This window comes from Pseudomonas sp. V88_4, assembly GCF_029967985.1.
Classification (GTDB): Bacteria; Pseudomonadota; Gammaproteobacteria; order Pseudomonadales; family Pseudomonadaceae; genus Aquipseudomonas; species Aquipseudomonas glycinae.
The window spans coordinates 89,568-105,325 of the sequence record NZ_JASCAF010000029.1; the positions used below are offsets into that span (position 1 = coordinate 89,568).

The window sequence follows — 15,758 nt, forward strand, 5'->3', positions numbered from 1 at the left end:
TGTAAACGCTACAAAATCATTTGGTGGGTTTGACGGTCACCGGTGCCTTGCCCGCCTTCATCTGCTCCAGCAACGGCGCGCACTGATTCGGCTCGCCACCGCTCGGCGCCACCAGCGCCAGCAGCCCGGCCGCCGGCGCAGCGATCACGCCCAGCGCCACCATCCCCGCCCCGCGCAACATCAACGGCACCGCTTTCACCCCCGCATCCGGCTTGATGAACTTGCCGCGTACATACAACGGTGAGCGCAGGGAAATCAGGCGCCAGCCCTTGGATTCCGGCGTCACCGTCAGATCCAGTTGCTCGGTGGCCATGTTCGCCGTGCCGTCGATGTAGATGATTGCGTTCTCGGTATCGAACACAAACAGTCTTGTCGTCGCCAGACCGGTCTTGATATCGAAGTCCGCCGCCGCGCAATTGATCTTCACTTCCTTGTCGCCAAAGATCTTGCCGACCAAGTAGTTGCCGACGTTGAGCCCGGCCAGCTCCATCAACTCACGACTGATCGCGCCGTCGTTGATCAGCATCTTCAGGTTGCCGTTGGCGCCGCCCAGCAGCTTGGCCACCGAGTTGCCGCGACCGGCGATATCGGCATCGCCGTTGAGCTCGCCGAAACTGGTCTTCATCGGTTCGAAGGTCGGGAACAGCTGTTTGAGCTTGAACTTGCGTGCGGTCAGTTTCGCTCGACCTTCCAGCGGCTCGGTACGTCCGTTGAGGCGAATCTGCGCATCGAGATTGCCACCGGCCACGCCAAAGCGCAGCGGCTCCAGACTCAGTTCGCCGTCATTGAGTTTCAGGTGGGTATAGAGGTCGGTGAACGGCAGTTCTTCACTATGGACGATGCGCTTGCCGGTGAATTCGACGTCGGCGTCCATGTCGCGCCAGCGCTCGGTCTTGAACTCTTCCACCGGCAGCACTTTGTCTGCCGGCTGTTTGCTTTCGCCGCCACGGGCCTTCTGCTTGGCGTTGGAGTCGGCACCGATCAACGGCGCGAGATCGGCAAACAACAGTTGATTGGACAGCAACGCGCCACTCAGTTTGGGCCGAGGCTGGCTGGCGACATAGGCCAGATCGCCATGGATGTCGCTGCTGCCGATCTTGCCGTTGAACTGTTCATAGCGAAATTGTGCACCGCCCGGCTCATGCAGCTTGGCGATCAAATGGCCGTCGGTGGCGTACGGCGGGGTGTCCGGCAGGGTCACACCGGTCAGCGGATACAGGTTGCCGAGGCTTGCGCCGGCCAGTTTCAGGCGCAGATCGAGGGCGCCGAGGTTCAGCGGATCGGTCAGTGTGCCGGCAAGTTCGATACTGGTATCACCGATCTTCGCCTGGGCCTGCAACGGGAACGGTTTGCTCGCGTCCTGCAGGGCCAGAAGACCACCGATCTTGCCCTGGCCGGCGAGTTTCTGGCCGTGGTACTGGCCGGTGACTTTCAGGCCGAAGGCGTAATCCTGCGGTGCGCCGCCCTTGTCCTGTGCGGTTTTCGCGGCTTTGTCGCCGACGATGTCGCTGAACGGAATCGGCTTGCCCAGCGGATCGATCAAAAGGTCGAGGTTGGTCTTGAGGGTCTGGTCATCCAGGGTGACGTGGCCCTTGTCGAAACCGATGGCACCGATGTCGACCACCCAGTTCGAGGGCTCGGCGTTCGGGTCCTTGGGATCGAACTTGAAGGTCCAGTTGGCGCGGCCGTCGGCCAGGCGCTGCAATTGCGCGTTGGGTTCGGTCAGGTCGATCCGTGGAATCGTCACCCGCTGCGCCAGCAAGGCCAGCGGCGAGATGCGCAGCTCGACCCGTTTGAGGGTGACCATCTGCGGTTGCTTCGACCAGTCGGGGTTGCCCAGGGTCAGGTCTTCGGCCACCACGTGCGGCCACGGCACCCAGGCGCGCCAGCCGCCCTCGTCGAGTTCGCGCCGCCAGACCACCGACAGGTTGCCGTTGATGGCGAACGGTCGGTGCAATTCTTCCGAGACTTTGGCGTTGAGCGGCGGCTTGATCCGGTTCCAGTCGAAAAACACGATGATCAGGACCAACACCGCCAGAAGCAGCACGAGGGTGGCGAAGGTCCAGGCGAAGATTTTACGCGTGCGCGTCATTGCACAAAGCTCCTGAAGACGACTGCATCCATTGGCACGACGCAGCTGAAACGACGGGCCATGATGGCCCTCATGAAATCTGTGACTGACAAACAGCCCGCAGGTTTAATCCAAAGCCCCATCGAGGGGAAAAACGGTGGCCATTCTGACCGATCGGTCGAGTCGGCGTTACCGGCCCCGCACATTTGCGGAGCGCATGTGGGTGGAAAATACCCACTCCAGTGCAAAACCGCCCGCCTGAAACGCCCGAGCTAGAGCCTCCCGAGCGAACAATCAATTCTGTTGATTATTACCATTGTGTTTATGAACTTTTATATCGACTTATCGAGAGTAGCATTGCCCTCGTACCCACTTTATCGCCCTCCCAAGGAGCAACCCATCATGAAACGCCAACTTCTGTTCAGTCTTACCCTCTCGATGCTGGCCAGCACCGCTTTCGCCCTGCCAGCTGCCGATCAAGCGACTCCGCAAGTCAAAACCAGCCACTCGGTGTTCAGCCAGACCGTTGCCGCTGATGGCTCGGACCGTACTCCACAAGGCCAGACCCTGGCTGAAAACGGTCGTAACCGCCTGGAAGAAAAAGGTCTGGTTCAAGATGGCTATGACAAAACCCCACAAGGTCAAACCGTAGCTGAAGGCGGCCGTGATCGTCTGGAAGAGAAAGGTCTGGTTCAAGACGGTTCGGATCGCACTCCACAAGGCCAAACCCTGGCATCTGACGGCGGCGACCGTACCCCACAAGGCCAGACCCTCGCTGCTGACGGTTACGACAAAACCCCACAAGGTCAAACGCTGGCCGAAGGTGGTGGTGACCGCGTGATCGAACGCAACAGCGCTTTGAGCTAAGCCCATGGCGGCCTGGAAAAAAAGCCCAATCCCCGGATTGGGCTTTTGACTTTTCGTAAGCCTCTACAAAGAAGTTGCGATCCCCCTGTATCCCCCGCTGCCGTTCGACGCCGACAAAGCCGATTTGCTAGAGTGCGGCGCTTGTCTTGCCTAAGAACACATTCTTGCGATGCTGCCCCGCGCCGAACAGAAACAACAGACCCGCAACGCCCTGATGGACGCTGCCCGCCACTTGATGGAAAGCGGCCGAGGATTCGGCAGCCTGAGTCTGCGTGAAGTGACGAAAACCGCCGGCATCGTGCCCACCGGTTTCTACCGGCATTTCGCCGACATGGACGAACTCGGCCTGGTACTGGTCAGCGAAGTCGGCCAGACCTTCCGCGAAACCATCCGCCTGGTGCGCCACAACGAATTCGTCATGGGCGGCATCATTGATGCGTCGGTGCGGATTTTTCTCGACGTGGTCAGCGCCAACCGTTCGCAATTCCTGTTTCTGGCCCGCGAGCAGTACGGCGGATCGCTGCCGGTGCGTCAGGCAATTGGCCGTTTGCGGGAGGACATCAGCTCCGATCTGGCGGCGGATCTGGCCTTGATGCCCAAGCTCCAGCACCTCAATCGCGAGGGTCTGAGCGTGATGGCCGACCTGATCGTCAAATCGGTGTTCGCCACCCTGCCGGACATCATCGACCCGCCCGCCGAAGCCCTGCCCGAGCATCTGACGCCCCAGGCGAAAATCACCCAGCAACTGCGCTTCATCTTTATCGGGTTGAAGCACTGGCAAGGGCTCGGCAGTACCGAGTGAGAAAGCAAAAAAAAGTCGCAGCCTGGAGCTGCGATTTTTTTGCGCCGCAAATTGGTGCATGTAAAAAACTTCATGCACCAAAACACCACACAATCCTGCAACATCTTGAAACATCCACTAATCTCCGACAGGGTTTTCCTACGCTTCGTCCGATTGGCAAGCCCCTTGCTCTAGCCTGAGCATTGTCCATTGCTGGAAGCTTTCCGATGCTGGTGATTCATCGCAGAATCGACCCTCAACCCGTCTGGGCCGCCGAGTTGCACCTGACCTTCGAAGCCAGGAGCAAAAGCCGCCTGCGCTGTTTCAGTGCCGAAGGCGAGGACGTCGGACTGTTTCTGGAGCGCGGCCAGCCGCCGCTGTATGACGGCGAATGCCTGCAAGCCGAAGATGGCCGGATCGTCCGGGTCTGCGCCCGTCCAGAACAACTGCTGCACGTCACCTGCGCCAACGCCTTTGAACTGACCCGCGCGGCCTATCACCTGGGCAATCGCCATGTGGCGCTGCAAGTCGGTGACGGCTGGCTGCGGCTGCTCGACGATTACGTGCTCAAGGCGATGCTCGAACAGCTCGGCGCGCAGGTCGAATCGATCGAAGCCCCGTTCCAGCCGGAACACGGCGCCTACGGTGGCGGCCATCATCATTCGCGGCACGGTGACGAAGACTTCAACTACGCGCCGAAACTCCATCAGTTCGGCGTCCGTTTGTGAACCCGGCCTGGGCGCTGCTGCGCCTGGCCAGTCCGCAACTGCCGATTGGCGGCTACAGCTACTCGCAAGGTCTGGAAATGGCTGTGGATAACGGTCGCGTCGACAGCCCGGACAGCGCCCGCCGCTGGATCAGCGATCAATTGCTGCTCAATCTTGCGCGGTTTGAAGCGCCGCTGCTGCTCGCCCATTGCCAGGCCGCCGCGGACGAACACTGGGATGAATTGCGCAAGCTCTGCGAAAGCCACCGCGCCAGCCGCGAAACCCGCGAGCTGCATCTGGAGAGCCGGCAGATGGGCTATTCGTTGCAGCAACTGCTCAACGGCTTGCCCGAACTCGATCAGGCCGCGCGGGACTTTCTCGAACACTGCGCCGAGCCGCACCTGGCCCTGTGCTGGGCACTGGCCGCGCGCGCCTGGCAGATCAGCCCGCAGGACGCCCTCGCCGCGTGGCTGTGGAGCTGGCTGGAAAACCAGCTCGCGGTGCTGATGAAAACCCTGCCGCTGGGCCAGCAAGCCGCCCAACGCCTGACCAGCGAACTGCTGCCGCTGCTGCAACAGGCCCAGCAGGACGCCACCCGAATCAATCCCGAACACCTCGGCAGCGCCGCGTTCGGTCTGTCCCTGGCGTGCATGGCCCATGAGCGCCAGTACAGCCGCCTGTTCCGTTCCTAGGGCCTTTTATCTGGAGAATCACATGAACACACAACCCCTGCGCGTCGGCATTGGCGGCCCGGTCGGTTCCGGCAAGACCGCGTTGACCCTGGCCCTGTGCCTGGCCCTGCGCGAGCGCTACAACCTGGCCGTGGTGACCAACGACATCTACACCCGCGAGGACGCCGATTTCCTGGTGCGCAACGAAGCCCTGGCACCGGAACGCATCATCGGCGTGGAAACCGGTGGCTGCCCGCACACGGCGATTCGGGAGGACGCCTCGATCAACCTCGAAGCGGTGGATCAGCTGAACCGGCGTTTTCCGGGGCTGGACCTGATTCTGGTGGAGTCCGGCGGCGACAACCTGTCCGCGACCTTCAGCCCGGAACTGTCCGACCTGACCATCTACGTGATCGACGTGTCGGCCGGCGACAAGCTGCCGCGCAAGGGCGGGCCCGGCATTTGCAAATCCGACCTGCTGGTGATCAACAAGATCGACCTCGCACCGCTGGTCGGCGCCTCGCTGGAAATGATGAACAGCGACACCCAACGCATGCGCAACGGCAAGCCGTTCGTGTTCAGCAACCAGAAAACCGGGCAGGGCCTGGAAGACATCATCGCCTTCATCGAACGCCAGGGTCTGCTGACTGCAGCCTGATTCACTGATCAACAAGGAAGCTAATCCATGACACTCAAACGCATTCTCGGCGCCGTCGCGCTGCTGCTGACCCCGGCCCTGGCCTTCGCTCACCCCGGCCACGGCGACTCTGGCCTGGTGGCCGGCATCAGCCACCCGATCGGTGGCCTCGACCATTTGCTGGCGATGGTGGCCGTCGGTCTGTGGGCCGCGCAGCAGCAAGGCGCCGCGCGCTGGGCGCTGCCGTGCACCTTTGTCGGCACCATGCTGATCGGCGGCCTGCTCGGTTTTGAAGGGCTGGAGCTGCCGGCGCTGGAAAGCGGGATTGCCGCCTCGGTGCTGGCGCTGGGTCTGGCGGTGGCGCTGGCGGTGCGCCCGCCACTGGTGATGGCGGTCGCGGCGACGGCACTGTTTGCGCTGTTCCATGGCGTGGCCCATGGTCTGGAGTTGCCGGACATGTCGAGCCCATGGGCGTATGCAACCGGTTTCGTGGTCGCAACGGCTGCATTGCATGCGGCAGGTTATGCCGTCGTGCGTTTTCTGCCTCAGGCGGCCGCGCCGCTGGTGCGACTGGCCGGCGCCGCTTCGGCGGTGACGGGCGCGTGGTTGTTGGCCGGCTGATTTCTATTGGCTGATCCGGCCCCATCGCTGGCAAGTCGAATCGTCGCACCGCAGCTCCCACAGGGTTGCGGCGTGCCCGATCCTGTGGGAGCTGGCTTGCCAGCGATGACGGCCGATCAGACACCAAGCCGCTAATGGTTGTCGCTCTGTTAACATGTCGCGCAATCGCCCCTGCCGTGACGACGTCCGCCCATGCCCCACGCTTCCCGCTCCACCTCCCTGCCTGAACTGACCGCCCTGTTCGGCGAAGTGCAACAGCACTTTCTGAACGTGATCGTGCCCCTCTGGCAAGGACCGGGCTGGAACGCCGACATGGTGTTGCCTTATGAGGCGCTGGACGCTGCACATCAGCCGCTGCCACCGCAGCGCTACCGGGCGATGGCCTGCGCACGGCAGCTGTACCTGTTTTCCAGCCTGATCGGGGTTGTGGATAACGCCGAAGTCCGCGCGGCTGCGCTGTTTCGTTCACTGCAACGGCACTTCCACGATGCCGAGCACGGCGGCTGGTTCTACAGCATCGATCCACAGGGCAAACCGCTGGATCAGCGCAAGGACCTCTACACCCACGCCTTCATCCTGTTCGCCTGCGCGCATTACTGGGAAAAGTCCCGTGAGCCCTTGGTCGAATCGACCCTGAACGCTGCGCTGGAAGTCATCGGCCGGCGCTTCGCCACCGGTGACGGCCTCTACGAAGCCTGCCTCGACCGCGACTGGATCACGCTGGAAACCGGCCCGCTGCAAAACCCATTGATGCACCTGGCCGAAGCGTTCCTGGCCACTCTGGCGGTGCGCGAAGATACACAGGTCAAGCAAGCGCTGAGCGAGTTATGCACAGCCATGCACAAGCGTTTCGTAGATCCTCAGGCCGGTGTGCTGATGGAAAAACCGCTGGGTGCTGTGGATAACTGGTATGAGCCGGGCCACCAGTTCGAGTGGTATTTCCTGCTGGAATCCTCGCCTCTGCTCCGCGGTTCGAAACTGCATGCCGCCCTGGACCGGGCCTTCGCGTTCACCGAGCAGTACGGCGTGGTGCAACCGTCCGGTGCAGTGCGGGCCATGCTCGATCTGAATATGGACGGACGCCCGAAGGATTCGACCCAGCGCATCTGGGCCCAGGCCGAATACCTGCGCGCCCTGACCTTGCGTCCGGGCAGTGAAAGCGCGGTGCTGCGCCAGTTGCAGGCGTTGCAGCAGCGCTTCCTGCATGCCGGCGGCTGGCACGAGTGCCGTGACGATCAGGGCGAGGTCAGCCGCAAGGACATGCCGTCGACCACGCCGTATCACTTGGCGACCTGCTATCGCGGCCTCGCCGACTATCTGAGCTGAGGTCGTGGCGAGCCCGCGCACTCGCACAAGTCAGGCTATCCACTTCCTGTCGCCAGTGAAGCTGATGGTCAGCCAGCGCGCCGCGTCCGGTTTGCCCAATTTCGCGGAAATCTCCTCACGCAGCCCATCCAGCTGGCCGACGCTCTGCAGCCGGTAATCCGCCGGCAACACCACATGAATTTCGATGAACCGCGCCCGCCCGTGCTTCTGCACGTAGGACACGTAGTCGTCGAAACCATGCTCGACCTTCGCCGCATCCATCACCTGGCGCACCTGATCGTCCAGCGTGTCCGGCGCAATGCCGAGCACGTCCCGCAGCGCCGGGCCGAGGATCTTGAACGCCGGTGGCAGCATGGTCAGGGCCAGCACGATGAGAATCAGCGGGTCGACGAACTTCGCCCATTCGCCATAGCCCTGGGACTTGAGCAGCAGCGCCGCGAGAAAACTGATCAACAGGCCCACCGACAGCATCGCGTCTACAAGCCAGCTGATGTTGTCGAACTGGATGAGGCTCGACTTGAGCGTGCGATTACGGTGGCGCACGTAGAAGAAGTAGGCGAACTCGACAACGGTAAACACCGCCGCGTAGATGATCACCAGACCCAACTCAATCTCACGTCCGCCGTTGATGATGCCGAACACGCCGTTGAGAAACGCGTAGATCGCGATCAGCAACAGAAAACTGCCCTCGATCAACAGCACCATCGGCTCCAGATGCCAGAAACCGAACTGGAAACGCTGGTTGCTTTGCTTGGCGATCAGTTTCGCGGTGATCAGCATCAGGACTTTGATGAAGGTGGCGATCAGCGAAAAAAAGCCATCGAACAGGATGGACTGGGAACCCGAAACAAAACCGGTGGCGATCCCGGCGATCGACACGGCCAACATCAGAAGGGTGGATTGTTTGAGCAGCGACTGCTCACCTCGGTTACTCACTTGAACTCCTCGAAAAACCTTGAAAACCGCAGGGTGCGGTGGGGTTATTGAGGGATGAGTCTACCTTACTGCCAGATTTTGGCCGATTTGCCCTCTTCGCCAACAGGCTGGCGAAGAGGGCAAAACCGTATCAAGCCTTGTTACGCTCGATGGCAAAACCCGCCCAGGTCTGGCTCACCGGCATCAGCTCCAGGCTGTTGATGTTGATGTGCGCCGGGGCATTCAGCACCCAGAAAATGGTCTCGGCGATGTCCTGCGGCTGGATCGGCTCGGCGCCGGCGTAGGTGGCGTCGTAACGCGCCTGATCGCCGGCGAAACGCACCAGCGAGAACTCGCTCTCGCACAGGCCCGGCTCGATGTTGCTGACGCGCACGCCGGTGCCCTGCAGGTCGCAACGCAGGTTCAGCGAGAACTGTTTGACGAACGCCTTGGTCGCGCCGTAAACGTGGCTGCCCGGGTATGGGTAGTTACCGGCGATGGAGCCGAGGTTGATGATACCGGCGCCACGACCGTGGGCGATCAGGCGCGGCAGCAGCAGGCGAGTGCTGTACATCAGGCCTTTGACGTTGGTGTCGACCATGGTGTCCCAATCGTCGAGGTCGCACTTCGGTGCAGGGTCCACGCCCAGCGCCAGCCCGGCGTTGTTGATCAGGCCGCGCAGTTTGGCGAACGATGGCGGCAGGTTGGCAATCGCCTCTTCCATCGCCTTGCGATCACGCACGTCCAGCACCAGACCATGCACTTCGGTCTGCTTCGACAGCTCGGTGCACAGCGCGTTGAGGCGGTCGCCACGACGACCGGTCAGCACCAGTTTCCAACCGGCCTCGGCAAAACGACGGGCACAGGCTTCACCAAAACCGGAGGTCGCGCCGGTGATAAACAGGGTGTTGGACATCGTGTTCTCCTTGCTTCGGCCGCCGTGGCAGCCCTTGGAATAGAAAATCAGCGGGCAGCATGCCCGGCCCCGCTTTAACCGGCAACCACCGGACCCTGTTCATTAATTGATCAATCTCCGCTACGCCATACGCGCCGAGGCCTGTAGCCATATGCACGCACGTTATCCACAAGCCCTTCCACAGTTTCCGGGGGCAAGTGGAAAAGCGCAAAGCCGCGCCACACAAGGCTTTGCGGGCAATTTGCAAAGTTTTTTGCTTGACCCTGAACAACCAGTTGTGCCGGGCAGGGCATTTTGCACGACCGGCCGGTCATCGCCATGATTGCGCGAGGCCAGCAATTACGGCCCTTAGCCGAGTCTTTCCAGAGTTTAATCACAGACTTATCCACAGGATTGACCACAGCCATCAGCGCTGTTTTGCGCCCCCATAAAAAGGTTGACAAACAGGCCTTCCCCTCAGCGAAAACACACTGGTCAAAAAACAACCATGTCACTGCAAGCCACAGTTTAAAAGGCTTTCAGCCAGCTACACCCACGTTATTCACAGCCAGCTCCACAGCAAACGGGGACAAGTCAAAACTGTGGAAAAACAGCCATTTGCAGCGTCTATATGTCGCGCTTTGGCAGGTTGAGGATTTTGTTTTCCACAATTTCCCGAAAGTCCTGGTTTTCAGTGACCGAGCAGAAGCAAAAAAGCCCCGACACTCACGCATCGGGGCTTGTGGACAACTTCAAACGATCAGTGACCACCGAGGTAAGCGTTACGCACCTCCTCGTTCACCAACAGCTCCTTGCCGGTGCCCGTCAGGCGGATCTCGCCGTTGACCATCACATAAGCCCGGTCGGACAGTTTCAACGCATGGTTGGCGTTTTGCTCGACGAGGAAAATGGTCATGCCGGTTTTCGCCAGTTCCCGCAGGGTGGCGAAGATCTGTTTCACCACGATCGGCGCCAGGCCCAGGCTCGGCTCGTCCAGCAGCAACAGCTTGGGCCGGCTCATCAACGCCCGGGCGATCGCGAGCATCTGCTGCTCGCCGCCGGACATGGTCATGGCTCGCTGATTACGGCGCTCTTCGAGCCGCGGGAACAGCTCGAACATGCGCTGCATGTCTTCCTTGGCGTACTTGTCGCCGATCGGAATGGTGCCCATCAGCAGGTTTTCCTCGACGGTCATGTCGGGGAAAACTCGCCGTCCTTCCGGCGATTGCGCGATGCCGTTGGACGCGATGTAGTGCGATGACTTGTGGGTAATGTCCACGCCTTGATAAAGGATCTGCCCGCCCGCCGCCCGTGGCTGGCCGAAGATCGACATCAGCAGGGTGGATTTGCCGGCACCGTTGGAGCCGATCAGGCTGACGGTTTCTCCTTCGTTGATCTGCAGCGAAACGCCTTTGAGGGCCTGGATCGGGCCGTAGAACACGTCCAGATCCTTGAGTTCGAGGATGGGTTGCGTCATACGACTTCCTCTTCGTCGGCGCCCAGGTAGGCAGCGATGACTTTCGGATCGTTACGGATGGCATCCGGTCCGCCCTCGGCGATGACGATGCCGTGGTCCAGCACCACGATGTGATCGGAAATGCTCATTACCATGCCCATGTCGTGTTCGATCAGCACCACGGTCAGATCGTGCTCGTCGCGCAGCAGCCGGATCATCGCGCTCAGCGCTTCGGTTTCCTGAGGGTTGAGGCCGGCGGCCGGTTCGTCGAGGCAGATGATCTGCGGCCGCGTGCACATGGCCCGGGCGATTTCCAGACGGCGCTGCTGGCCGTAGGACAGTTCACCGGCCAGACGGTTGGCGCAGTCCACCAGATCCACCACTTCCAGCCAGTAGAACGCGCAGTCCAGCGCGTCGCTTTCGGCCTTGCGGTAACCCTTGGTGTTGAGGATGCCGGCCAGCATGTTGCGGTTGACCCACATGTGCTGGGCCACCAGCAGGTTTTCCAGCACCGACATTTCCTTGAACAGGCGAATGTTCTGGAACGTCCGGGCCAGGCCTGCGCGGTTCACCAGGTGGGTGCCGCCGAACATCTTGTAATACAGGCGACTGGCAAAGTTTTTCGGCGAGACGAAGTCGGTCGGTTTGAACGACTCGCCCAGCAGCTGAATGACGTTGGTCTGCCGGCCGCGCACGTTGAGTTCGATCTTGCCGCCGGAGGCCTTGTAGAACCCGGTCAGGCAGTTGAACACCGTGGTCTTGCCGGCGCCGTTGGGGCCGATCAGGGCGAAGATCGAGTTGCGTTTGACCTTCAGACTGACATCGCTCAAGGCCTTGATGCCACCGAAGTGCATCATCAGTTTTTCAACAGAGAGTACGACTTCACTCATGGCGCAGTCCTCTCATAGTGAATGGCACCTTTGCGTGGAGTGACCCCGGTACGGCTGATGCGGATCAGTCCGCGAGGTCGCCAGATCATCATCAACACCATCAGGATCCCGAACAGCAGCACGCGGTATTCGGCGAAGCCGCGCAGCAGTTCCGGAGCAACCGTCAGCACGAACGCTGCGATCACCACACCGATGGTCGAGCCCATGCCGCCAAGTACCACGATGGCGAGGATCAGCGCCGATTCGAAGAAGGTGAACGAAGTCGGGTTGACGAAACCCTGATAGGTGGCGAAGAACACACCCGCCAGACCCGCCGTGGACGCACCGATGGTGAACGCCGAGAGTTTGACCAGCACATGGTTGAGGCCCATCGAGCGGCAGGCGATCTCGTCTTCACGCAGGGCTTCCCAGGCGCGGCCGACCGGCATTTTCACCAGACGATGCTTGATATACAGCACAGCCAGCACCACCAGAAACAGCACGGTGTAGATGAAGTAGTACTTCACGTCCGGGTTGTAGGCGATGCCGAAGAACTCGTGGAACGGCACCCCTCCATCCTTCGCCCGCTTGCCGAATTCCAGACCGAAGAAGGTCGGCAGTGGCGCCGGCATGCCGTTCGGGCCGCCGGTCAGGGACAGCCAGTTGTTGAGCACCAGACGAATGATTTCACCGAAGCCCAGGGTCACGATCGCCAGGTAGTCGCCGTGCAGGCGCAGCACCGGGAAACCGAGGATGCAACCGGCAAGGCCTGCGGTGATCGCCGCCAGCGGCAGCACGGTCCAGAAGCCCAGCCCGAGGTACTGATACCCGAGCGCCAGACCGTAGGCACCGATGGCGTAGAACGCCACGTAACCGAGGTCGAGCAGACCGGCGAGACCGACCACAATGTTCAGCCCCAGACCCAGCAGCACGTAAATCAACCCGAGGATGACCACGCCCAGCAGGTAGGAGTTGGAAACGAACGGCACGGCCACGGCCAGCACGATCAGCAGCGGGATGATCCAGCGCAGGCGGGATTTGTGATCGGCAGGCAGCACATGCACGCCGGAACCGGTGCTTTCGAATCCTTCGAGGATGCGCAGGCCCTTGGGGGTTTGCAGGAACAGGCTGAGGGCAAAGCGGCCGGCCATGACGATGGCAATGATCCACGCCACGCGGGTCGGTTCGAGGTTGAAGCTGTAGCCGTCGAGGACGACGCCGACAATCGGCCCGAACACGATCAGGGCAATCAGACCGGCGAGAATCGCCTCAACCAGGCTTTTTTTGATATCGATGGATTTTGTAGTGGTTGAAGACATCGCTTACACCTTCGACACAAGAGGACGGCCCAGCAGGCCCTGAGGCCGGAAGACCAGAACAAGTACGAGCAGCGAGAAGCTGAACACGTCTTTGTAGTCGGAGTTGACCAGGCCCGAGAACAGCGACTCGGAGATCCCGAGGATGATCCCGCCGAGCATGGCGCCAGGCAGCGAGCCGATCCCGCCGAGCACCGCGGCAGTGAACGCCTTGATGCCGATGACGAAGCCTGCGTAGAAGTCGAACGTGCCGTAGTTCATGGTGATCAGCACGCCGGCCAGGGCCGCCATCGCAGCACCGATGATGAACACATAGGAAATCACCCGGTCGGTGTTGATCCCCAGGATCGAGGCCATCTTGCGGTCTTGCTGGGTGGCGCGGCACATGCGGCCGAGCTTGGTGTACTTGATCACGTAGGTCAGCAGGCCCATCCCGACGAACGCCGCGACGAGAATGAAGATCTTGGTGTAGGTCAGCTGGACGAAGCCCGAGCCGACGTCGATGCGCCAGGCACCGGTGAGCAGCGTCGGAACACCCTGTTGACGGGCGCCCTGACTGATCTGGGCATAGTTTTGCAGGATCAGGGAGATACCGATGGCGCTGATCAGCGGTGCCAGTCGGGTGGAGTTGCGCAGTGGTTTGTAGGCAATGCGTTCGATGACCCAGCCATACACCCCCGTGACGACGATGGTGAAGACCAGTGTGCCGAGCATCAGCAGCGGGAAGGATTCGATACCGAAGTAAGCCAGCAGAGCCAGACTGATTGCCGCCAGGTAAGCGGAAATCATGTAAACCTCGCCGTGGGCGAAGTTGATCATGCCGATGATGCCGTAGACCATTGTGTAGCCGATGGCGATCAGGCCATAGACCGACCCGAGGGTCAGGCCGTTGACCAGTTGCTGCAGGAAAATACCATCCATAACGCAATCTCACGCAGTGAGAACCTGCACACCCTGGGGCGCGCGGTTCTTCTAGGAAAAATACAGATTTACGTCGGAGCAATGTCAGACAGGCCACCGCAGCCCCCTCGTGGGAGCCGGCTTGCCAGCGATAGCGGTAGAACATTCAACAAAGTTGTCGACTGTCAGACCGTCATCGCGGGCAAGCCCGCTCCCACAGGGAATGTGGCGTCCGGTTGATCAGGTGCCGTTATTTCTGTTTTTCCAGCTGGTGATATTTGCCGTCCTTGTCCCACTGGTAAACCACGTAGTCGGAGACTTTCAGGTCGCCCTTGGCGTCCCAGGTCTTCTCGCCCATCACGGTTTTCACTGGGTTGGCTTTCAGCCATTTGGCAGCGTCTTCGCCCTTGTTGGACTTGGCGCCATTGAAACCGGCAGCCAGTGCCTGAACCGAAGCGTACGCATACAGGGTGTAGCCTTCAGGCTCGGTGCCGGCCTTGCGGAAGGCATCCACGACAGTCTTGCTTTCCGGCAGCAGACGCGGGTCGGCGCCAAAGGTCATCAGCACGCCGTCGACGTATTGCGGGCCGCCAGCGGTGGTCACCAGTTCGTCGGTCACGATGCCGTCGTCAGACATGAACTTCACGTCTTTCAGGCCTTCGGTACGCAGTTGCTTGACCAGTGGTCCGGCTTCCGGGTGCAGGCCGCCGAAGTAGACCACGTCGGCACCGGCCGCGCGGATCTTGGTGACCACGGCGCTGAAGTCTTTCTCGCCACGGGTCAGGCCTTCGTACAGCACCGGCTTCACGCCGCGTTTTTCCAGTTGAGCCTTGGTCGCATCCGCCAGGCCCTGACCGTAGGTGTCCTTGTCGTGCAGCACGGCCACTTTCTTGCCCTTGAGCACGTCGACGATGTAATCGCCGGCGACGATGCCCTGCTGGTCGTCACGGCCGCACATACGGAACATGGCGCTCAGGCCGCGCTCGGTCACTTGCGGGTTGGTGGAACCCGGGGTGATCGCGATGATGCCGGCTTCGTCGTAGATCTCGGACGCAGGAATGGTCGAGGACGAGCAGAAGTGGCCGACCACACCGGCGACTTTCTGGTTGGTGAGGTCCTTGGCGACCGTCACAGCCTGTTTCGGTTCGCAGGCGTCATCGCCCTTGACCAGGACGATCTTCTCCCCGTTGACGCCGCCCGCCGCGTTGACCGCGTCGGCCGCCGCTTGTGCCCCTTTCATGTACTGTTCGCCAAATGCCGCGTTGGCGCCCGTCATCGGACCCGCCACACCGATTTTCACATCAGCTTGTGCAAACGCAGAAACACCCAGCGCAGTAGCCACTGCGAGGGCCAGAAAGCCTTTCTTGTAAAACGTCTGGGACATGAGGTGGTGCTCCAAGGTTTTTTTTTAGTTGGCACTGCGACTTCACTTGAATGCTCAGAGCAAGGGCCGTGCCATCGGTTTTTTATTCTTCAAAAAGTCGCTGCTTTCTTGTTATTTCGACTGTTTCGTTCCCATTTTCATTGGGCGTGCAACCGTCTAAACCGCGGAAGGTGAAACCATTTATTTTTTCAGGCGCAACCCGCACGCGCCATCATTGCAACCGCGGCGCCAAACGACGTGCAACCAGCCTGTAACAGCCCGCGTCACCGAACTGCACACTGCTGGTGCGGGACTGCTACAACCCGCACCATTACAGGCTAGTCGCTACGCGCAAAAGCGCCG

Annotated in this window: 15 protein-coding genes; 7 read left to right on the forward strand and 8 right to left on the reverse strand. The window is 60.9% G+C overall.

Translation table 11 applies throughout. The annotated features are described in order from the left end of the window. Positions 1-16 precede the first annotated feature (16 nt). Positions 17-2,092, reverse strand: coding sequence for an AsmA family protein (locus QLG12_RS09075; RefSeq protein WP_236194674.1), 2,076 nt, complete (start codon positions 2,090-2,092; stop codon positions 17-19). 381 nt (positions 2,093-2,473) lie between these two features. Here QLG12_RS09075 and QLG12_RS09080 point away from each other — a divergent pair, with 381 nt between their 5' ends. The 7 genes from QLG12_RS09080 to QLG12_RS09110 all read left to right on the forward strand — a co-directional run bounded on the left by QLG12_RS09080 (position 2,474) and on the right by QLG12_RS09110 (position 7,681). After that, positions 2,474-2,938 (forward strand): hypothetical protein, encoded by a 465-nt coding sequence (locus tag QLG12_RS09080; RefSeq protein ID WP_011332215.1) that lies wholly within the window; start codon positions 2,474-2,476, stop codon positions 2,936-2,938. A gap of 169 nt (positions 2,939-3,107) precedes the next feature. Then, on the forward strand, positions 3,108-3,740 hold the full coding sequence (locus QLG12_RS09085) for a TetR family transcriptional regulator (RefSeq protein ID WP_007950628.1): 633 nt from the start codon (positions 3,108-3,110) through the stop codon (positions 3,738-3,740). Between the two features lie 206 nt (positions 3,741-3,946). Further along, the gene (gene ureE / locus QLG12_RS09090) at positions 3,947-4,447 is read left to right on the forward strand and encodes an urease accessory protein UreE (protein ID WP_011332214.1); all 501 of its coding nucleotides are present in this window, start codon (positions 3,947-3,949) and stop codon (positions 4,445-4,447) included. Continuing rightward, positions 4,444-5,118 carry an urease accessory protein UreF gene (locus tag QLG12_RS09095; protein WP_197869900.1) on the forward strand — a complete coding sequence of 225 codons (675 nt, stop codon included), beginning with the start codon at positions 4,444-4,446 and terminating at the stop codon, positions 5,116-5,118. Before ureE ends, QLG12_RS09095 begins: the two co-directional genes overlap by 4 nt. 22 nt (positions 5,119-5,140) lie before the next feature. Beyond that, positions 5,141-5,755 carry an urease accessory protein UreG gene (gene ureG, locus QLG12_RS09100; RefSeq protein ID WP_007950645.1) on the forward strand — a complete coding sequence of 205 codons (615 nt, stop codon included), beginning with the start codon at positions 5,141-5,143 and terminating at the stop codon, positions 5,753-5,755. 27 nt (positions 5,756-5,782) lie between these two features. Then, positions 5,783-6,355, forward strand: a complete 573-nt coding sequence (locus QLG12_RS09105) for a HupE/UreJ family protein (protein WP_085732686.1) — start codon at positions 5,783-5,785, stop codon at positions 6,353-6,355. Between the two features lie 192 nt (positions 6,356-6,547). Then, positions 6,548-7,681, forward strand: coding sequence for an AGE family epimerase/isomerase (locus QLG12_RS09110; protein ID WP_282474345.1), 1,134 nt, complete (start codon positions 6,548-6,550; stop codon positions 7,679-7,681). Between the two features lie 30 nt (positions 7,682-7,711). On the opposite strand, the gene QLG12_RS09115 is transcribed toward QLG12_RS09110, so the two are convergent. The 7 genes from QLG12_RS09115 to QLG12_RS09145 all read right to left on the reverse strand — a co-directional run bounded on the left by QLG12_RS09115 (position 7,712) and on the right by QLG12_RS09145 (position 15,416). Further along, positions 7,712-8,617 carry a cation diffusion facilitator family transporter gene (locus QLG12_RS09115; RefSeq protein WP_282474346.1) on the reverse strand — a complete coding sequence of 302 codons (906 nt, stop codon included), beginning with the start codon at positions 8,615-8,617 and terminating at the stop codon, positions 7,712-7,714. Between the two features lie 130 nt (positions 8,618-8,747). After that, on the reverse strand, positions 8,748-9,512 hold the full coding sequence (locus QLG12_RS09120; protein ID WP_282474347.1) for an SDR family oxidoreductase: 765 nt from the start codon (positions 9,510-9,512) through the stop codon (positions 8,748-8,750). Positions 9,513-10,251: 739 nt separating this feature from the next. After that, positions 10,252-10,968: an ABC transporter ATP-binding protein gene (locus QLG12_RS09125; RefSeq protein ID WP_064388664.1), complete on the reverse strand. Its 717-nt coding sequence runs from the start codon at positions 10,966-10,968 to the stop codon at positions 10,252-10,254. Further along, the gene (locus tag QLG12_RS09130; RefSeq protein ID WP_064593137.1) at positions 10,965-11,837 is read right to left on the reverse strand and encodes an ATP-binding cassette domain-containing protein; all 873 of its coding nucleotides are present in this window, start codon (positions 11,835-11,837) and stop codon (positions 10,965-10,967) included. The genes QLG12_RS09125 and QLG12_RS09130 overlap by 4 nt, the downstream gene beginning before the upstream one ends. After that, entirely contained in the window at positions 11,834-13,135 is a 1,302-nt protein-coding gene (gene livM, locus QLG12_RS09135; protein ID WP_197869904.1) for a high-affinity branched-chain amino acid ABC transporter permease LivM, read from the reverse strand. The genes QLG12_RS09130 and livM overlap by 4 nt, the downstream gene beginning before the upstream one ends. Before the next feature lie 3 nt (positions 13,136-13,138). After that, positions 13,139-14,053, reverse strand: coding sequence for a branched-chain amino acid ABC transporter permease (locus QLG12_RS09140; protein ID WP_007950661.1), 915 nt, complete (start codon positions 14,051-14,053; stop codon positions 13,139-13,141). A gap of 229 nt (positions 14,054-14,282) precedes the next feature. Continuing rightward, the gene (locus tag QLG12_RS09145; RefSeq protein WP_192563309.1) at positions 14,283-15,416 is read right to left on the reverse strand and encodes an ABC transporter substrate-binding protein; all 1,134 of its coding nucleotides are present in this window, start codon (positions 15,414-15,416) and stop codon (positions 14,283-14,285) included. Positions 15,417-15,758 lie beyond the last annotated feature (342 nt).

Coding starts and splice junctions, on each gene's coding strand:
- QLG12_RS09075 (WP_236194674.1), bottom strand. CDS start 2,092: ATGACGCGCACGCGTAAAATCTTCGCCTGGACCTTCGCCACCCTCGTG.
- QLG12_RS09080 (WP_011332215.1), top strand. CDS start 2,474: ATGAAACGCCAACTTCTGTTCAGTCTTACCCTCTCGATGCTGGCCAGC.
- QLG12_RS09085 (WP_007950628.1), top strand. CDS start 3,108: ATGCTGCCCCGCGCCGAACAGAAACAACAGACCCGCAACGCCCTGATG.
- ureE (WP_011332214.1), top strand. CDS start 3,947: ATGCTGGTGATTCATCGCAGAATCGACCCTCAACCCGTCTGGGCCGCC.
- ureG (WP_007950645.1), top strand. CDS start 5,141: ATGAACACACAACCCCTGCGCGTCGGCATTGGCGGCCCGGTCGGTTCC.
- QLG12_RS09105 (WP_085732686.1), top strand. CDS start 5,783: ATGACACTCAAACGCATTCTCGGCGCCGTCGCGCTGCTGCTGACCCCG.
- QLG12_RS09110 (WP_282474345.1), top strand. CDS start 6,548: ATGCCCCACGCTTCCCGCTCCACCTCCCTGCCTGAACTGACCGCCCTG.
- QLG12_RS09120 (WP_282474347.1), bottom strand. CDS start 9,512: ATGTCCAACACCCTGTTTATCACCGGCGCGACCTCCGGTTTTGGTGAA.
- QLG12_RS09125 (WP_064388664.1), bottom strand. CDS start 10,968: ATGACGCAACCCATCCTCGAACTCAAGGATCTGGACGTGTTCTACGGC.
- QLG12_RS09130 (WP_064593137.1), bottom strand. CDS start 11,837: ATGAGTGAAGTCGTACTCTCTGTTGAAAAACTGATGATGCACTTCGGT.
- livM (WP_197869904.1), bottom strand. CDS start 13,135: ATGTCTTCAACCACTACAAAATCCATCGATATCAAAAAAAGCCTGGTT.
- QLG12_RS09140 (WP_007950661.1), bottom strand. CDS start 14,053: ATGGATGGTATTTTCCTGCAGCAACTGGTCAACGGCCTGACCCTCGGG.
- QLG12_RS09145 (WP_192563309.1), bottom strand. CDS start 15,416: ATGTCCCAGACGTTTTACAAGAAAGGCTTTCTGGCCCTCGCAGTGGCT.